Source organism: Pseudoduganella violacea, assembly GCF_014191875.1.
Taxonomy (GTDB): domain Bacteria; phylum Pseudomonadota; class Gammaproteobacteria; order Burkholderiales; family Burkholderiaceae_D; genus Rugamonas; species Rugamonas violacea_A.
In genome coordinates, this window is sequence record NZ_JACHXD010000020.1 from 47,864 (window position 1) to 61,102 (window position 13,239).

16 protein-coding genes are annotated in these 13,239 nt (G+C 62.8%); 11 read left to right on the forward strand and 5 right to left on the reverse strand.

Annotation, left to right across the window (positions count from 1 at the left end):
- Window positions 1-24 precede the first annotated feature (24 nt).
- From FHS03_RS24350 to FHS03_RS24360, 3 genes are read right to left on the reverse strand one after another with little or no spacing between them, the layout of a single operon-like run.
- A complete protein-coding gene (locus tag FHS03_RS24350) occupies window positions 25-1,545 on the reverse strand; it encodes a S8 family serine peptidase (RefSeq protein ID WP_183443505.1) in 1,521 nt (506 codons plus the stop codon).
- A gap of 47 nt (window positions 1,546-1,592) precedes the next feature.
- Window positions 1,593-2,156, reverse strand: coding sequence for a hypothetical protein (locus FHS03_RS24355; RefSeq protein ID WP_183443506.1), 564 nt, complete (start codon window positions 2,154-2,156; stop codon window positions 1,593-1,595).
- A 4-nt stretch (window positions 2,157-2,160) separates the two neighbouring features.
- Window positions 2,161-2,568 (reverse strand): hypothetical protein, encoded by a 408-nt coding sequence (locus FHS03_RS24360; protein WP_183443507.1) that lies wholly within the window; start codon window positions 2,566-2,568, stop codon window positions 2,161-2,163.
- 192 nt (window positions 2,569-2,760) lie between these two features.
- On the opposite strand from FHS03_RS24360, the gene FHS03_RS24365 reads away from it, so the two are divergent.
- The gene (locus FHS03_RS24365) at window positions 2,761-3,243 is read left to right on the forward strand and encodes a GNAT family N-acetyltransferase (RefSeq protein WP_183443508.1); all 483 of its coding nucleotides are present in this window, start codon (window positions 2,761-2,763) and stop codon (window positions 3,241-3,243) included.
- 49 nt (window positions 3,244-3,292) lie between these two features.
- Here FHS03_RS24365 and FHS03_RS24370 read toward each other — a convergent pair whose 3' ends face one another.
- Window positions 3,293-4,636 carry an MFS transporter gene (locus FHS03_RS24370; protein ID WP_183443509.1) on the reverse strand — a complete coding sequence of 448 codons (1,344 nt, stop codon included), beginning with the start codon at window positions 4,634-4,636 and terminating at the stop codon, window positions 3,293-3,295.
- 156 nt (window positions 4,637-4,792) lie between these two features.
- On the opposite strand from FHS03_RS24370, the gene cyoA reads away from it, so the two are divergent.
- The 7 genes from cyoA to FHS03_RS24405 are packed head-to-tail and all read left to right on the forward strand — an operon-like array spanning window position 4,793 to window position 11,617.
- Window positions 4,793-5,809, forward strand: a complete 1,017-nt coding sequence (cyoA, locus tag FHS03_RS24375) for a ubiquinol oxidase subunit II (RefSeq protein WP_183443510.1) — start codon at window positions 4,793-4,795, stop codon at window positions 5,807-5,809.
- Between the two features lie 2 nt (window positions 5,810-5,811).
- On the forward strand, window positions 5,812-7,815 hold the full coding sequence (gene cyoB / locus FHS03_RS24380) for a cytochrome o ubiquinol oxidase subunit I (protein WP_183443511.1): 2,004 nt from the start codon (window positions 5,812-5,814) through the stop codon (window positions 7,813-7,815).
- Between the two features lie 4 nt (window positions 7,816-7,819).
- Window positions 7,820-8,455 carry a cytochrome o ubiquinol oxidase subunit III gene (gene cyoC / locus FHS03_RS24385; protein WP_183443512.1) on the forward strand — a complete coding sequence of 212 codons (636 nt, stop codon included), beginning with the start codon at window positions 7,820-7,822 and terminating at the stop codon, window positions 8,453-8,455.
- Window positions 8,452-8,853 (forward strand): cytochrome o ubiquinol oxidase subunit IV, encoded by a 402-nt coding sequence (gene cyoD, locus FHS03_RS24390; RefSeq protein ID WP_183443513.1) that lies wholly within the window; start codon window positions 8,452-8,454, stop codon window positions 8,851-8,853. Before cyoC ends, cyoD begins: the two co-directional genes overlap by 4 nt.
- Window positions 8,853-9,707 (forward strand): SURF1 family protein, encoded by an 855-nt coding sequence (locus FHS03_RS24395; protein WP_183443514.1) that lies wholly within the window; start codon window positions 8,853-8,855, stop codon window positions 9,705-9,707. The genes cyoD and FHS03_RS24395 overlap by 1 nt, the downstream gene beginning before the upstream one ends.
- Before the next feature lie 19 nt (window positions 9,708-9,726).
- Window positions 9,727-11,085, forward strand: coding sequence for an ATP-binding protein (locus tag FHS03_RS24400; RefSeq protein ID WP_183443515.1), 1,359 nt, complete (start codon window positions 9,727-9,729; stop codon window positions 11,083-11,085).
- Window positions 11,075-11,617 (forward strand): response regulator transcription factor, encoded by a 543-nt coding sequence (locus FHS03_RS24405; RefSeq protein WP_050407561.1) that lies wholly within the window; start codon window positions 11,075-11,077, stop codon window positions 11,615-11,617. Before FHS03_RS24400 ends, FHS03_RS24405 begins: the two co-directional genes overlap by 11 nt.
- Window positions 11,618-11,621: 4 nt before the next feature.
- Here FHS03_RS24405 and FHS03_RS24410 read toward each other — a convergent pair whose 3' ends face one another.
- Window positions 11,622-11,924, reverse strand: coding sequence for a cupin domain-containing protein (locus FHS03_RS24410; protein WP_229426392.1), 303 nt, complete (start codon window positions 11,922-11,924; stop codon window positions 11,622-11,624).
- 367 nt (window positions 11,925-12,291) lie between these two features.
- On the opposite strand from FHS03_RS24410, the gene FHS03_RS24415 reads away from it, so the two are divergent.
- The 3 genes from FHS03_RS24415 (at window position 12,292) to FHS03_RS24425 (ending at window position 13,239) form a co-directional block, all read left to right on the forward strand.
- Entirely contained in the window at window positions 12,292-12,471 is a 180-nt protein-coding gene (locus FHS03_RS24415; RefSeq protein WP_183443516.1) for a hypothetical protein, read from the forward strand.
- Window positions 12,472-12,564: 93 nt separating this feature from the next.
- Window positions 12,565-12,819: a type II toxin-antitoxin system Phd/YefM family antitoxin gene (locus tag FHS03_RS24420; protein ID WP_183443517.1), complete on the forward strand. Its 255-nt coding sequence runs from the start codon at window positions 12,565-12,567 to the stop codon at window positions 12,817-12,819.
- 6 nt (window positions 12,820-12,825) lie between these two features.
- Complete coding sequence (locus FHS03_RS24425; RefSeq protein ID WP_183443518.1) at window positions 12,826-13,239, forward strand: type II toxin-antitoxin system VapC family toxin; 414 nt, start codon at window positions 12,826-12,828, stop codon at window positions 13,237-13,239.

Genomic DNA, 13,239 nt, shown 5'->3' on the forward strand with positions numbered 1-13,239 from the left:
TTCGCCCCTGGCTACTCCAGCTCGTTAGCCCAATTGGGCGATCATGGCACGGATTTCCTGCTGCTTGCCTTCCAGGTCGCTGATCAGCGCCGCGACGCGTTGCTGCTGTTGCTCCAGGCCGGAAGCATCGGGCCGGCCGACCGGACGCGCCGTGGGACGGGCCGCCTGCGGCACGCCGGCGCCCTGGATCGCGCCCGGCAGCGCCAGGTCGATGGCCGCCGCCGCCAGCAACTGCCGGACGTGGGCGCCCTGGCGCGCGTCGCCGCTGCGGATCTCGGGGTGGGCCGCCAGCGCCAGGGCCGCCAGGCCCGAGACGAAGGCGCAAGCCATCGACGTGCCGTCCCAGGCCGCATAGCCGCCGGGCACGCTGGAAATGATCGCCACTCCGGGCGCGATGAAAGCGGTCTGCGGCCCGCGATTGCTGAAATTGGGTACGAACAGGCCGGAGGCGTCATTGCGCAGTTCGGCGATGCGCAGCGCGTGGGCGCTGTCGGCGGGGAAGGCGTGCATCGAGCCGAACGCCGTGACCGCCAGCACGCCCTCGCTGGCGGCCGGGTAGGCGATCTGGCTGTCGCCGCCATTGCCGGCGGCGGCCACCAGCGTGATGCCGGCCTGCGCCGCCTCGGCCAGCTTCAGTGCGAGCAGGGGGCTTGGCCGTTCGATGGCCAGGCTCAGGTTGACCACGTCCATGCCATTCTCGATGCACCATTGCAGGCCTTCGAGCAGATCGCTGAGCCGGCCGCCGGGGAAGGCCTTCACCGCATACAGCTCGGCCTCGGGCGCCACGCCGCACACGCCATGGACGGCATTGCGGCCGCCGATCACGCCCGCGCAATGGGTGCCGTGCCCATCTTCATCGCTGCGGTAGTCATTGCTGCGGGCGCCATCCAGCGCGTTCATGCCGCCGGCCACCGCCAGGTCCGGGTGTTCGGCGATGCCGCTGTCGAGCAGAGCGACCTTGACGCCGGCCCCGCCCGACACCTCGCTCGTCTTGCCCAGCCATTGGCGCTCCCAGGCGGCGGCGCCGCGCGCAATCAGCGGGGGCAGCGCGACCTCGGTGGTCTGTTCCGGCGCCGGCGCCGCGATCACGCGCGCCCAGTAGTTGGCGGCGGGCGAGACGATCACATGCTCGATCGCCGCGTCGAGCACGCGCACGCTGGCGCTGCCGTCTTTTCCGGTACGGCCGCGGTAAGTGGCGCGCGCGCCTTTGACGAACAGCGTGGCGTCGGCCACCGGCGCCCCCGTTTGCGCGTCGCGCACGGCGAAGCGGTATTCCTGGCCGCGGTCCGGCCCGACCTCGAAGCCCAGGGCCGGCATCGGCGCCAGCAGCGTCAGCGGCTGGTCTTCCTCGATCAGCATATCGCTGTTGGCGCGCGCCAGCTGGTCCGCCTCGGCGGCGCTCATTTCCACCACCTGGGTGCCGGTCGAGCCGGCGCGTCCCAATTGGTCTTGCGGCAGTCCTGCCACCACGTCCTGCAGGCTCAGGCCGGAACCCAGCCGGACGTGCTGCGGCACGGCGATGATGTAGCGCTTCCTGACCGACATGACTTCTCCTCGGCCGCGTCGAGCAGCTGTGCCGACCGGCTTGACGTTCAGAGCAGGCCGAGTGCCTGCGCCTGTTGGAGCTGTGCGATCTGCAGTTGCTGCAGGTGGGCCAGAAGGGCCGGCGGCATGGCGGCCTGCTGTTGCCGGGCCAGTTCGGCCTCATGCTGGGCCACGCCTTCCAGATAGGCCGCTTCCTCCAGCAGCGCAAGCTCGGTCTGCTGCAGCGCGGCCGCATACGTCGGCAGGTCCATGCCGGCGGCGGCGGCTTCCTGCTCGGCCAGGGCTTGCAGCGTGGCCGGGGCGCAGCCTTGGGCGTGGGCGGACGCCAGCGCCTGTTGCTGATACTGCGCCAGCTGCTGCTGTTCCTGGTATTGAGCCAGCTCGGCCAATTGCTGTTGCTGCTGGTAGTGCGCCAGCTCGGCCAACTGCTGCTCTTCGTGCGCCTGCAGCACGGCTATATATGTGGGCAGGTCCATCCCTGCGGCGGCGGCTTCCTGCGCCGCCAGCAGATGCAAGTGCTGCGCCTGGGTGGCCTCCGCTTCAAGCTGGGCATGCTGCTGCACGGCCAGTTGCTCAAGCAGCAGCGCCTCCTGCAAGCTGTATTGGTTCATGGCTTTATCTCCTACGCGGTGGTTTTTTGCCGCGCGTGGACGGACTGGGCGGCAGATCGGACGGGTCTTCGGATGCGCTGGCGTCGGCGGCGGCAGGCGCCTCGCCGCCAGCCCGAAGCTGGGTCAGCAATTGCTCAGACACCTTGACGAGATGGTCGAGCGTGGCGCGCAGCTCGCTGCGCAATTGTTCTCTTTCTGCCTCGGGCAGCTCGGCCATCTGCGACAGCGCGTGCTGGCAGGCGTCGATGGAGCGCCGCAGTTCGCGGCTTTCCAAGGCCGCGCCGGCAACCATCGCCGGCGATGGTCCGGCGGGCGCGCGGGCGCTTGCGGCGGCCGCATGATGGCCTGGGAACTCGCTGTAGCCGCGCAGGAATGCTTGGTAAAGGCGGGCTTGCAGTGCGCTAGTTTCCATGGCATTCGACCCTCCATTCGACCTGAACCAGTGTATGCCGCTGGACCGGTGAAGACAACCGGAAGGTAATAAAAAAGACAATGGTGTCGTATTTGCCCCGGCGTGCCAGCGCGCCCCCGGCGGGCGGCGCTGCGAATATGTTCAAGGCGATGTACCATCGCCTTTTGTTTCAAAAGCCTGCGCTCCCACACGATGGATAAGATACAGCTGCAAATTCGCGCCTTCGAGGCCGCGGACACGAGAAAATTGTCGGCAATCTGGTTTGAGGCTTCACGCCGGGCGCACGCCTTTCTGGGCGAGGCGCGCCTGCGCGAGCAGCGGACGCTGATCGAAGAGGTATATCTGCCCAACGCGGAGACTTGGGTCGCATGCCTTGATGGTGCGCCAGTCGGGTTTATCGGACTGATCGACTCCTTCATCGGCGGGATGTTCGTCGATCCAGGCCGCCAGGGCAGTGGCATTGGCCGCGCGCTGGCCGCGCATGCGCTAGCGCTCAAGGGGGAGCTGGAACTGGAGGTCTATGCGGAAAACCGCCCCGCCTGCGCCTTTTATCAGCGCCTGGGTTGCGAGGAAATTGCGCGCCGGCCCGAGGATGATGAGGGTCTTCCTTTTGAAGTCATTCTGATGCGTTTACGCAACATAGACCATTCTGCAAGCCGCGGCGTGGGGGTGTAAAAAAGCCGGGTTGCCCCGGCTTCTGTATATAGAGCAGACTTCGCCGCGTTTAATTTTTAATATCGAGCGCCCGGTTCAGGCTGAGCGCCGCCAGTGAGCAGACCGCGCCCGACAGCAGGTACAGGCCGACATAGGCCAGCCCAAATTTGGCCGAAACGCCCAGCGCCACCAGCGGTGCGAAGCCCGCGCCGACCAGCCAGGCCAGATCGGAGGTCAGGGCCGCGCCGGTATAGCGGTATTTGGCGGGGAAGTTGGCCGTCACCGCGCCGGCCGCCTGGCCGTAGGACAGTCCCAGCAGGGTGAAACCGATCAGGATGAAGGCATCCTGCCCGGCGTCGCCGCCATTCAGCAGCATCGGCACGAAGGCGCTGAAGAGGGCGATCAGGGTGGCCAGTGTGCCCAGCGTGCGGCGGCGGCCGATGCGGTCGGCGATGATGCCCGAGGCCACCACCCCGCCCGCCATCAAGAAGACGCCGCCCATCTCGGTCAGCAGGAAGCCGGCCACCGAGCGCGGCGAATACAGATTGATCCAGGACAGCGGGAACACCGTGACCAGATGAAACAGGGCATAGCTGGCCAGCGCGGCCAGCGCGCCGATGATCAGGTTGCGGCCCTGTGAGCTTGCCATTTCGACCACGCTGGTCGGCTGCAGCTCGCGTTCTTCCAGCAGGCGCGAGTACTCATTGGTGGAGATCAGGCGCAGGCGGGCGAACAGGGCCACCACATTGATGGCGAAGGCTACATAGAAGGGATAGCGCCAGCCCCAGTCCATGAAGTCCAGATTGTCCAGGGTCGAAATCAGGAACCAGAACAGGCCGGCGGCGATGAAGAAGCCGACCGGCGCGCCCAACTGGCCCAGCATGGCGTACCAGCCGCGCTTGTCCTGCGGCGCGTTCAGGGCCAGCAGCGAAGGCAGGCCGTCCCAGGAGCCGCCCAGCGCCAAGCCCTGGCCGATGCGCAGCAGCGACAGGATGATGATGGCGTTGGCGCCCAGGTCGGAATACGGCGGCAGGAAGGCGATCCCGGCCGTGGTCGAGCCGAGCAGGAAGAGGGCGATGGTGAGCTTGGCCTCACGGCCGAAGCGGCGCTGGATGGCCATCGACAGGACGGTGCCGATCGGCCTTGCAATAAAGGCAAAGGAGAAGATGACGAAGGCGTACAGCGTGCCTTCCAGGCGGCCTTCAAACGGGAAGAACAGGGAGGGGAAGACCAGTACCGAGGCGATGGCGTAGACGAAGAAGTCGAAATACTCGGAAGCGCGCCCGATCACCACACCGACTGCTATTTCGCCTGGTGAAATGGGGGCGTTGTCCGTATTGAGGCGCCGCGCGTCGTCGGCATTGTCATGCTGCGGAAAATCGGCAGGAATGCTGCCGTCATGCGTCGTATTCATGCTGGCCATAGTCTTTGTCTCAATAATTGTTGTAATAGGTGCTACACACGCCCAGTCCTGGCCTTGGACACGGGGAGGACAAAGTGTCCAATGTCCAAAACTAAACGATACAGGTACAGTGGCATGTTTCACATATCCTGTACAGCACTATATCGCATGTTACATACACTCCTTCGTCGCGGGCTGTTCCTTACACCACTTATTGCGCTCACGGGCTGCGATCTGGTGGTGATGAATCCGTCCGGTGATATCGCCCTTCAGCAAAGCCACCTTATCACGGTGTCCACCCTGCTGATGCTGCTGATTATCGTTCCTGTTATCTTCCTGACCATCCTGTTCGCTTGGCGTTACCGTAAAAGCAACACCAAGGCGAAATACGAGCCGGATTGGGACCACTCCACCCGTCTGGAACTGGTGATCTGGGGCGCGCCCCTGCTGATCATCATCGTGCTGGGCCTGCTGACCTGGATCAGCACCCACACTCTCGACCCTTACCGTCCGCTGCAGCGCCTGGACGACAAGCGTCCGATTCCCGCTTCGGTCAAGCCGCTGGAAGTGCAAGTGGTGGCGATGGACTGGAAATGGCTGTTCATCTATCCGGAACAGGGCGTGGCGAGCGTGAATGAGCTGGTCGCTCCGATCGACGTGCCGGTGCGCTTCAAGATCACCGCCTCGACCGTGATGAATTCCTTCTACATTCCAGCCCTGGCAGGCCAGATCTACGCCATGGCCGGCATGGAAACCCAGCTGAACGCGGTCATCAACAAGACCGGCGTGTACGACGGCTTCTCGGCCAACTACAGCGGCGAAGGCTTCTCCCAGATGCGCTTCAAATTCCACGGCACGAGCGCCGCGGACTTCGAGAAGTGGGTGCAGAAGACCAAGAGCAGCACCGTGGCGCTGGACCGCGCCAACTACACCGCGCTGGACAAGCCCAGCATCGGCGACAAAGTGCGCCACTACGGTTCCGTCGAAGCCGGTCTGTACGACGCCATCGTCAACCGCTGCGTAGACCGCAACGCCGTCTGCATCAAGGATCAGATGGCTGAAGACGCTACCCGTATCAGCCGCAAAGTGAGCAGCGCCGCCGTGGCCGCTGAGCGCAGCGCGCGCCGCATGACCGAAGCCACCACGGCCGAAGTGTGCATCACCCCTGAAACGAAGAAGAACTAAGCATGCAAGACCAACTGAATTTGACGCAGCTGATCTTCGGACGGCTGACCTGGGAAGCGATTCCCTACCACGAACCGATCCTGATGGTCACCTTTGTCATGGTGGCCCTGGGCGGCGCGGCCGTATTCGGCCTGCTCACCAAGTACAAGCTGTGGGGCACCCTGTGGCGCGACTGGATCACCAGCATCGACCACAAGAAGATCGGTATCATGTACATGATCTTCGGCCTGATCATGCTGCTGCGCGGCTTTGCCGATGCGCTGATGATGCGTGCCCAGCAAGCCATCTCCTTTGGCGAAAACGTCGGCTACCTGCCGCCGCACCACTACGACCAGATCTTCACCGCCCACGGCGTGATCATGATCTTCTTCGTGGCGATGCCGCTGGTGACGGGCCTGATGAACTACGTGGTGCCGCTGCAGATCGGCGCGCGCGACGTGGCTTTCCCCTTCCTGAATAACTTCTCGTTCTGGATGTCCGTGTTCGGCGGCATGCTGACCATGGCTTCCCTGTTCGTGGGCGAATTCGCGCGTACCGGCTGGCTGGCGTATCCGCCGCTGTCGGGCATCCTGGGCAGTCCGGACGTCGGGGTCGACTACTATATCTGGTCATTACAGATTGCCGGGGTCGGGACATTACTGTCCGGCGTCAACCTGATCGTCACCATCGTCAAGATGCGCGCGCCAGGCATGACCATGATGAAAATGCCGGTCTTCACCTGGACCGCGCTGTGCACCAACGTGCTGATCGTGGCCGCCTTCCCGGTCCTGACCGCCGTTCTGGCCATGCTGTCCCTGGACCGCATGTTCGGCACCAACTTCTTCACCAACGACATGGGCGGCAACGCCATGATGTACGTGAACCTGATCTGGATCTGGGGCCACCCCGAGGTGTACATCCTGATCCTGCCATGCTTCGGCATCTTCTCCGAAGTCGTGTCGACCTATTGCGGCAAGCGCCTGTTCGGCTACACCTCGATGGTGTACGCCACCTGCGTGATCACGCTGCTGTCCTACCTGGTATGGCTGCACCACTTCTTCACCATGGGTTCGGGCGCCAGCGTCAACTCCTTCTTCGGCATCACGACGATGATCATTTCGATCCCGACCGGCGCCAAGATCTTCAACTGGCTGTTCACCATGTACCGCGGCCGCATCCGCTTCGAGCTGCCGATGATGTGGACCATCGCCTTCATGATCACCTTCGTGATCGGCGGTATGACCGGCGTGCTGCTGGCCGTGCCTCCAGCCGACTTCGTGCTGCATAACTCGCTGTTCCTGATCGCCCACTTCCACAACGTGATCATCGGCGGCGTGCTGTTCGGCCTGTTCGCCGGCATCAACTACTGGTATCCGAAAGCCTTCGGCTACAAGCTGGACGAGTTCTGGGGCAAGATCTCCTTCTGGAGCTGGACCATCGGCTTCTACCTGGCCTTCATGCCGCTGTACGTACTGGGCCTGATGGGCGTGACCCGCCGCATGAGCCACTTCGAAGACCCATCGCTGCAGATCTGGTTCGTCATCGCCGCCATCGGCGCTGCCCTGATCGCCGTCGGTATCGGCGCCATGGTGGTGCAGTTCGTGGTCAGCTACATCCGCCGCGACAAGCTGCGCGACGTCACGGGCGACCCATGGAATGGCCGTACCCTGGAATGGTCGACTTCCTCGCCACCGCCAGACTACAACTTCGCCTTTACCCCACGCGTGCACGACAACGACACCTGGGCTGACATGAAGAAGAATGGCTACCAGCGTCCGCTGAAAGACTTCGTGGCGATCCACATGCCGAAGAATACCGGCGCCGGTTTCATCATCTCGGCTCTGAGCTTCGCGGTCGGTTTCGCGCTGATCTGGCAAATGTGGCTGCCGGCCGTGCTGGGCTTTGTTGTCCTGATGGCGGCGATCATCATCCATACCTTTAACTACAAGCGCGACTATTACATCCCTGCGGAAGAAGTCACCCGCACGGAAGATGCGCGCACCCGTCTGCTGGAAGGCCACGCTTAACGCCATGAGCAACCATAACGTTACTGCTGACGGCGCCCTGGGCGCCAACCCAAGCTCGCGCTTCCTGGTGCGCGAGCACCACCCGGAAAACGGCACCTTGCTCGGTTTCTGGCTGTACCTGATGAGCGACTGCCTGATCTTCGCCGTGCTGTTCGCGGCGTATGCTGTGCTGGGCCGCAACTACGCGGGCGGCCCGTCCGGCGCCGAGCTGTTCGACCTGAAGCTGGTGGCGATCAATACCGCGCTGCTGCTGCTGTCGTCGATCACCTACGGCTTCGCCATGCTGGAAATGCAAAAGAAGAAGCTGAAACCGACCATGATCTGGCTGGGCATTACCGGCCTGCTGGGCGTGGCCTTCATCTACTTCGAGCTGTATGAGTTCATGCACCTGATCCATGAAGGCGCGGGCCCGCAGCGCAGCGGCTTCCTGACCTCCTTCTTCGCCCTGGTCGGCACCCACGGCCTGCACGTGAGCTTCGGCATCGTGTGGCTGGTGACGCTGCTGTTCCAGCTGAAAAAACACGGCCTGACGCCGGAAAACGGCCGCCGCCTGATGTGCCTGTCGATGTTCTGGCACTTCCTGGACGTGGTCTGGATCGGCGTCTTCACCTTTGTCTACCTGATGGGAGTCCTGCCATGAGCGGCCATAACCATAACGAACACGATGACCACGGCCACGGCCACCACGGTCACGACGATCATGACCACGGCAGCGTGCGCAGCTATGTGACCGGCTTCGTGCTGGCCGTCATCCTGACCGCGATTCCGTTCTGGCTGGTGATGGGCAAGGTCTTCTCCAGCTCAAGCACGGCAGCCTTCGTGCTGCTGGGCCTGGCGGCGGTGCAGATCGTGGTCCACATGGTCTACTTCCTGCACATGAACGCCAAGTCGGAAGGCGGCTGGAATATGTTGGCGCTGATCTTCACCATCATCATCGTGGTCATCACGCTGTCCGGCTCGATCTGGGTCATGTATCATATGAACCACAATATGATGCCGGGCATGTCGCCCGACGTAATGCACCATGACATGCCGTGATGAAGAAAACGCCTGACCCGGCGGATCGCGCCGTGCAGCAACCGGGAGCCGCCTTGGCGGCGCCGGAAGCGGCACGGCGCCGTTCACCTGGCCTGCGCCTCTTCCTGATTGCGATGGGAAGCCTGCTTTGTGCAGGCTTTTTCGCTTTAGGGACGTGGCAAATGCAGCGCCTGCAATGGAAACTGGCCCTGATCGAGCGCGTGGAGGAGCGGGTGCATGCCGCCCCCGTCGCCGTGCCCGCGATGGGCGACTGGCCGCGCATCGGCGCCGCCAACGATGAATACCGCCATGTGCGCCTGAGTGGCGTGTATCTGCCCGAGCTGACCGCGCGCGTGCAGGCTTCGACGGTGCGGGGCCGCGGCTACTGGCTGCTGACGCCGCTGTGCCAGGACGATGGCGGCATCGTCCTGGTCAATCGCGGCTTTGTCACCGAAGCGAGCCAGCGCGGCGCGCCGGCCCAGGCGCCGCGTGCCACCGCGAACGCCTGCGCCGAGGCGCGCGCGCAAGGACAGGGGCAGGGCGCCAGCGTCACCGGCCTGCTGCGCATCAGCGAACCGAAAGGCGGCTTCCTGCGCCAGAACGATGCCGCCGCCGACCGCTGGTACTCGCGCGACGTGGCGGCGATCGCGGCGGCGCGCCAGCTGTCCCCGGTGGCGCCGTATTTCGTCGATGCCGACGCGGTGGCGGGCGCGCCCACTGACGCGCCGGTTGGCGGTTTGACTGTGGTGTCCTTCCAAAACAACCATTTGGTTTATGCTCTCACCTGGTATGCGCTGGCGCTGATGGTGGCCGGCTCCTGCTATTGGATCGTCCGCGACGCGCGCGCACCGCGCAAGCGCAGCGGCGCAGCTTGAATCAAACTGGAAGGCAGGAATGGCAAGTGTCAATCATAATCAATTCACAGGTGGCATAGGCGGCGCGGCGCGGGCCGCCGCCGCCATCGTCAGCAAGATCACCCACGCCGCCGGCCATAAAAACATGCAGCAGCTGATCCAGCTGCGCTGGCTGGCGGTGTTCGGGCAGGTCGTGACGATCTCGGTCGCCACCCTGGTGTTCGACGTGCAGTTGCCCTTGCCGGCCATGCTCAGCGTGCTGGTTTGCCTGGCCGCCTTCAATATCGCCAGCACGCTGCGCTGGCAGGAATATCTGGCCGTTTCCAACGCCGAGTTGCTGCTGGCCCTGCTGGTCGACGTGGCCAGCCTGACCGCGCAGCTCTACCTGAGCGGCGGCACCACCAATCCCTTTGTTTTCCTGTATCTGCTGCAAGTCATCCTGGGCGCCGTGCTGCTCGATAAATGGGCGACCTGGCTGATCGTCGCCGTCACGGCGGCCTGCCTGGCCGGCTTGGCGATGTTCTCCACGCCGCTGACGCTGCCGCTCGACCATGGGCGCGGCATCGCCAGCCTGTACGTGCAAGGCATGCTGCTCTGCTTCCTGCTCGACGCGGCACTGCTGGTGGTCTTCACCAGCCGCATCATGCAAAACCTGCATACCAGTGCCGGCAAGCTGGCCGACCTGCGCCAGCGCGCCGCCGAGGAAGAGCATATCGTCCGTATGGGCTTGCTCGCTTCCGGCGCGGCGCATGAACTGGGCACGCCGCTGGCCACGCTGGCCGTGATCCTGGGCGACTGGCGCCGCATGCCCGAATTCAGCCGCAATCCCGACCTGCTGGAAGAGATTGCCCTGATGCAGACCCAGCTCCAGCGCTGCAAGTCGATTGTCAGCGGCATCCTGCTGTCGGCCGGCGAGACGCGCGGCGAGTCGTCCGAACCCACCACCATCAATGCCTTCCTGTCCGAGCTGGCGGAGGAATGGCGCGCCAGCCGGCCGGTGAAGTCTTTTGAATTCGACAACCACATCGAGCACGATATCGGCGTGGTCTCCGATTCGACCTTGAAGCAGATGATCTGCAATGTGCTCGACAACGCGCTGGAAGCCTCGCCCGACTGGCTGCGCATGCAGGCGCGCGTCAACGGCGACACGCTGGAATTGCAGGTAACGGACGCCGGCCCTGGTTTTGCGCCCGCGATGCTGTCACAATTCGGCAAGCCTTACCAGTCCAGCAAAGGACGGCCTGGCGGCGGGCTGGGATTGTTCCTGGTGGTGAACGTGGCGCGCATGCTGGGTGGCGCGGTCACGGCCGGTAATCGCGCCGAAGGCGGCGCCAGCGTCCATCTGACGCTGCCCTTGTCAGCCATCGCTTTAGTGGAAGAAAGTAATAATGACAATTGAAGAAGAACGAGTCCTGCTGCTGGTGGAAGACGATGCAGCATTTGCCCGCACCCTGGGCCGCTCGTTCGAACGCCGCGGCTACAAGGTGCTGCTGGCGGAAAATGTGGACGAGGCCAGCGGCCTGCTGGTCGACCATACGCCGGGCTACGCCGTGGTCGACCTCAAATTGAAAGGCAATTCCTCGGGCCTGGCCTGCGTGCAGATGCTGCACCAGCACGATCCCGAGATGCTGATCGTGGTGCTGACCGGCTTCGCCAGCATCAACACGGCGGTCGAAGCGATCAAGCTGGGCGCCTGCCAGTACCTGGCCAAGCCGTCCAACACCGACGACATCGAAGCCGCTTTCGGCCACGTGGCCGGCGCCACCGAAATCGAAGTCAGCAGCCGCTCCACCTCGATCAAGACCCTGGAGTGGGAGCACATCCACGCGGTGCTGGCCGAAACGGACTTCAATATCTCCGAAACCGCCCGCCGCCTGGGCATGCACCGCCGCACGCTGGCGCGCAAGCTGGAAAAGCAGCGGATCAAATAGCGTGTCAAGGAGCGGCGGCAGGCTTACGGTCGATGATCACGTAGTGCTTGCGGACCGGCTCCACCACCTCGAACACGCCCTTGAAGCCGGCCGGGATGACCAGCGCATCCCCAGGCCCGGCTTCGGCCGCATATCCCTGCTCGTCGATGACGCGGCAGCGGCCTTCCAGCACATAGAAATATTCATCCTTGTTGTCGGCAAAGGCGATGCGCCAACTGCCTTTCTCGCAGGCCCAGACGCCGGCCTGCACTTCGCCGCTGCTATTGCTGAAGTGGTTCCAGGTAGCGCGTTTGGGATTGCCCGTCAACCTGCGCTCTTCGCCCGCCCAATCAATGAAGTTGGCTTTGACCTTCAACTGCTGGAACGCTGGCGCCAGCGGCCACAGAACTGAACAAAAAACTCACTTGATGAACGCGTGCTTCAGAGCGTAAGCTGCAAACGACGCAAATCGGCTGCCAACAGCAGACCATCATGAGAAGACCATGAAGAACATCGAAAAAGGGGAAAAGCCTGGCAAGATAAGATTCTTTGCTAAAGCGCGCCGGGTAATTCAAGCAAATGTTAGGGAAGCGCTGATCAATTCACCGTCTTAGCGAGATTGGCGCGCCAGAAAGGTGGAACTGTGAGCCGATCAAGCAAACGGATGCTCGACTTTTGCCCGAACACGGGCCGCATTGCCATCCACGGTATGGGATACGGGCCTGCGCTATGCCTTCAACGGCCGCAGCACGCTGAACCTGTTCGTTAACAATCTGTTTGGCCTCCGCTACGTCGAGGATAGCCAGGCCGACGCGAACGGCATCAACCAAGGGGTGCCGTGCAACGTTTCGCTGCGTTTCACGCGTAAGTTCTAGACGGATTTAAGCAGCAGAACAACGACGCTGGAAGTCCCGTTGTCTCGCGCCTCTGCTAAACTTGGAAAGTGGCCATTCCAAGTGGGGCGCGAAATGAAATCCTGGGCTGATCAAGACGCCAAAGCGCGTTTCAATGAGTTTCTAGAGGCTTGTCTTATCGAGGGGCCGCAAATGGTCACTCAGCGCGGTTCGGAAGCGGCCGTACTTGTGCCGGCCGCCGAATGGCGGCGCTTGCAACCTGCGGTCCAGCTACCGCTAAAAGAAATGCTTCTATCAGACAAGGCACGTACCGATGACTTGACGCCACAGCGTGGAAAGGCGCAACGCCGGCCTATCCGCAATATGTGATCAGCAATGTACTTGCTCGACACAAATGTCGTTTCGGAGTTGAGAAAGCATCGACCTCACGGCGCGGTGTTGGCTTGGTTGAAGTCGGTTGATACTAAGGCACTGTTCCTCTCCGCTGTATCAATTGGTGAGATTCAGGCTGGAGTTGAAATGATCCGTGAGCGGGATGCAGCAAAGGCAAGCGAAATTGAGCAGTGGTCGAATCAGCTTGCTTCTGCCGACAACGTGCTGCCGATGGATTCTGAAGCTTTTCGTATTTGGGCGCGCTTAATGCACAGGCAGTCGGACACTCTATATGAGGATGCGATGATCGCAGCGACAGCTATGCAGCATGGCCTTATCGTTGTGACGCGTAATATGCGTGATTTTGCACACTTTCGCGTCAGACTTCTCAATCCCTTTGAGAGTCCGGGTGCTTGA

Bases quoted from the DNA above. Each gene is read 5' to 3' on its own strand.
- FHS03_RS24350 (WP_183443505.1), bottom strand. From the start codon at position 1,545: ATGTCGGTCAGGAAGCGCTACATCATCGCCGTGCCGCAGCACGTCCGG.
- FHS03_RS24355 (WP_183443506.1), bottom strand. From the start codon at position 2,156: ATGAACCAATACAGCTTGCAGGAGGCGCTGCTGCTTGAGCAACTGGCC.
- FHS03_RS24360 (WP_183443507.1), bottom strand. From the start codon at position 2,568: ATGGAAACTAGCGCACTGCAAGCCCGCCTTTACCAAGCATTCCTGCGC.
- FHS03_RS24365 (WP_183443508.1), top strand. From the start codon at position 2,761: ATGGATAAGATACAGCTGCAAATTCGCGCCTTCGAGGCCGCGGACACG.
- FHS03_RS24370 (WP_183443509.1), bottom strand. From the start codon at position 4,636: ATGAATACGACGCATGACGGCAGCATTCCTGCCGATTTTCCGCAGCAT.
- cyoA (WP_183443510.1), top strand. From the start codon at position 4,793: ATGTTACATACACTCCTTCGTCGCGGGCTGTTCCTTACACCACTTATT.
- cyoB (WP_183443511.1), top strand. From the start codon at position 5,812: ATGCAAGACCAACTGAATTTGACGCAGCTGATCTTCGGACGGCTGACC.
- cyoC (WP_183443512.1), top strand. From the start codon at position 7,820: ATGAGCAACCATAACGTTACTGCTGACGGCGCCCTGGGCGCCAACCCA.
- cyoD (WP_183443513.1), top strand. From the start codon at position 8,452: ATGAGCGGCCATAACCATAACGAACACGATGACCACGGCCACGGCCAC.
- FHS03_RS24395 (WP_183443514.1), top strand. From the start codon at position 8,853: ATGAAGAAAACGCCTGACCCGGCGGATCGCGCCGTGCAGCAACCGGGA.
- FHS03_RS24400 (WP_183443515.1), top strand. From the start codon at position 9,727: ATGGCAAGTGTCAATCATAATCAATTCACAGGTGGCATAGGCGGCGCG.
- FHS03_RS24405 (WP_050407561.1), top strand. From the start codon at position 11,075: ATGACAATTGAAGAAGAACGAGTCCTGCTGCTGGTGGAAGACGATGCA.
- FHS03_RS24420 (WP_183443517.1), top strand. From the start codon at position 12,565: ATGAAATCCTGGGCTGATCAAGACGCCAAAGCGCGTTTCAATGAGTTT.
- FHS03_RS24425 (WP_183443518.1), top strand. From the start codon at position 12,826: ATGTACTTGCTCGACACAAATGTCGTTTCGGAGTTGAGAAAGCATCGA.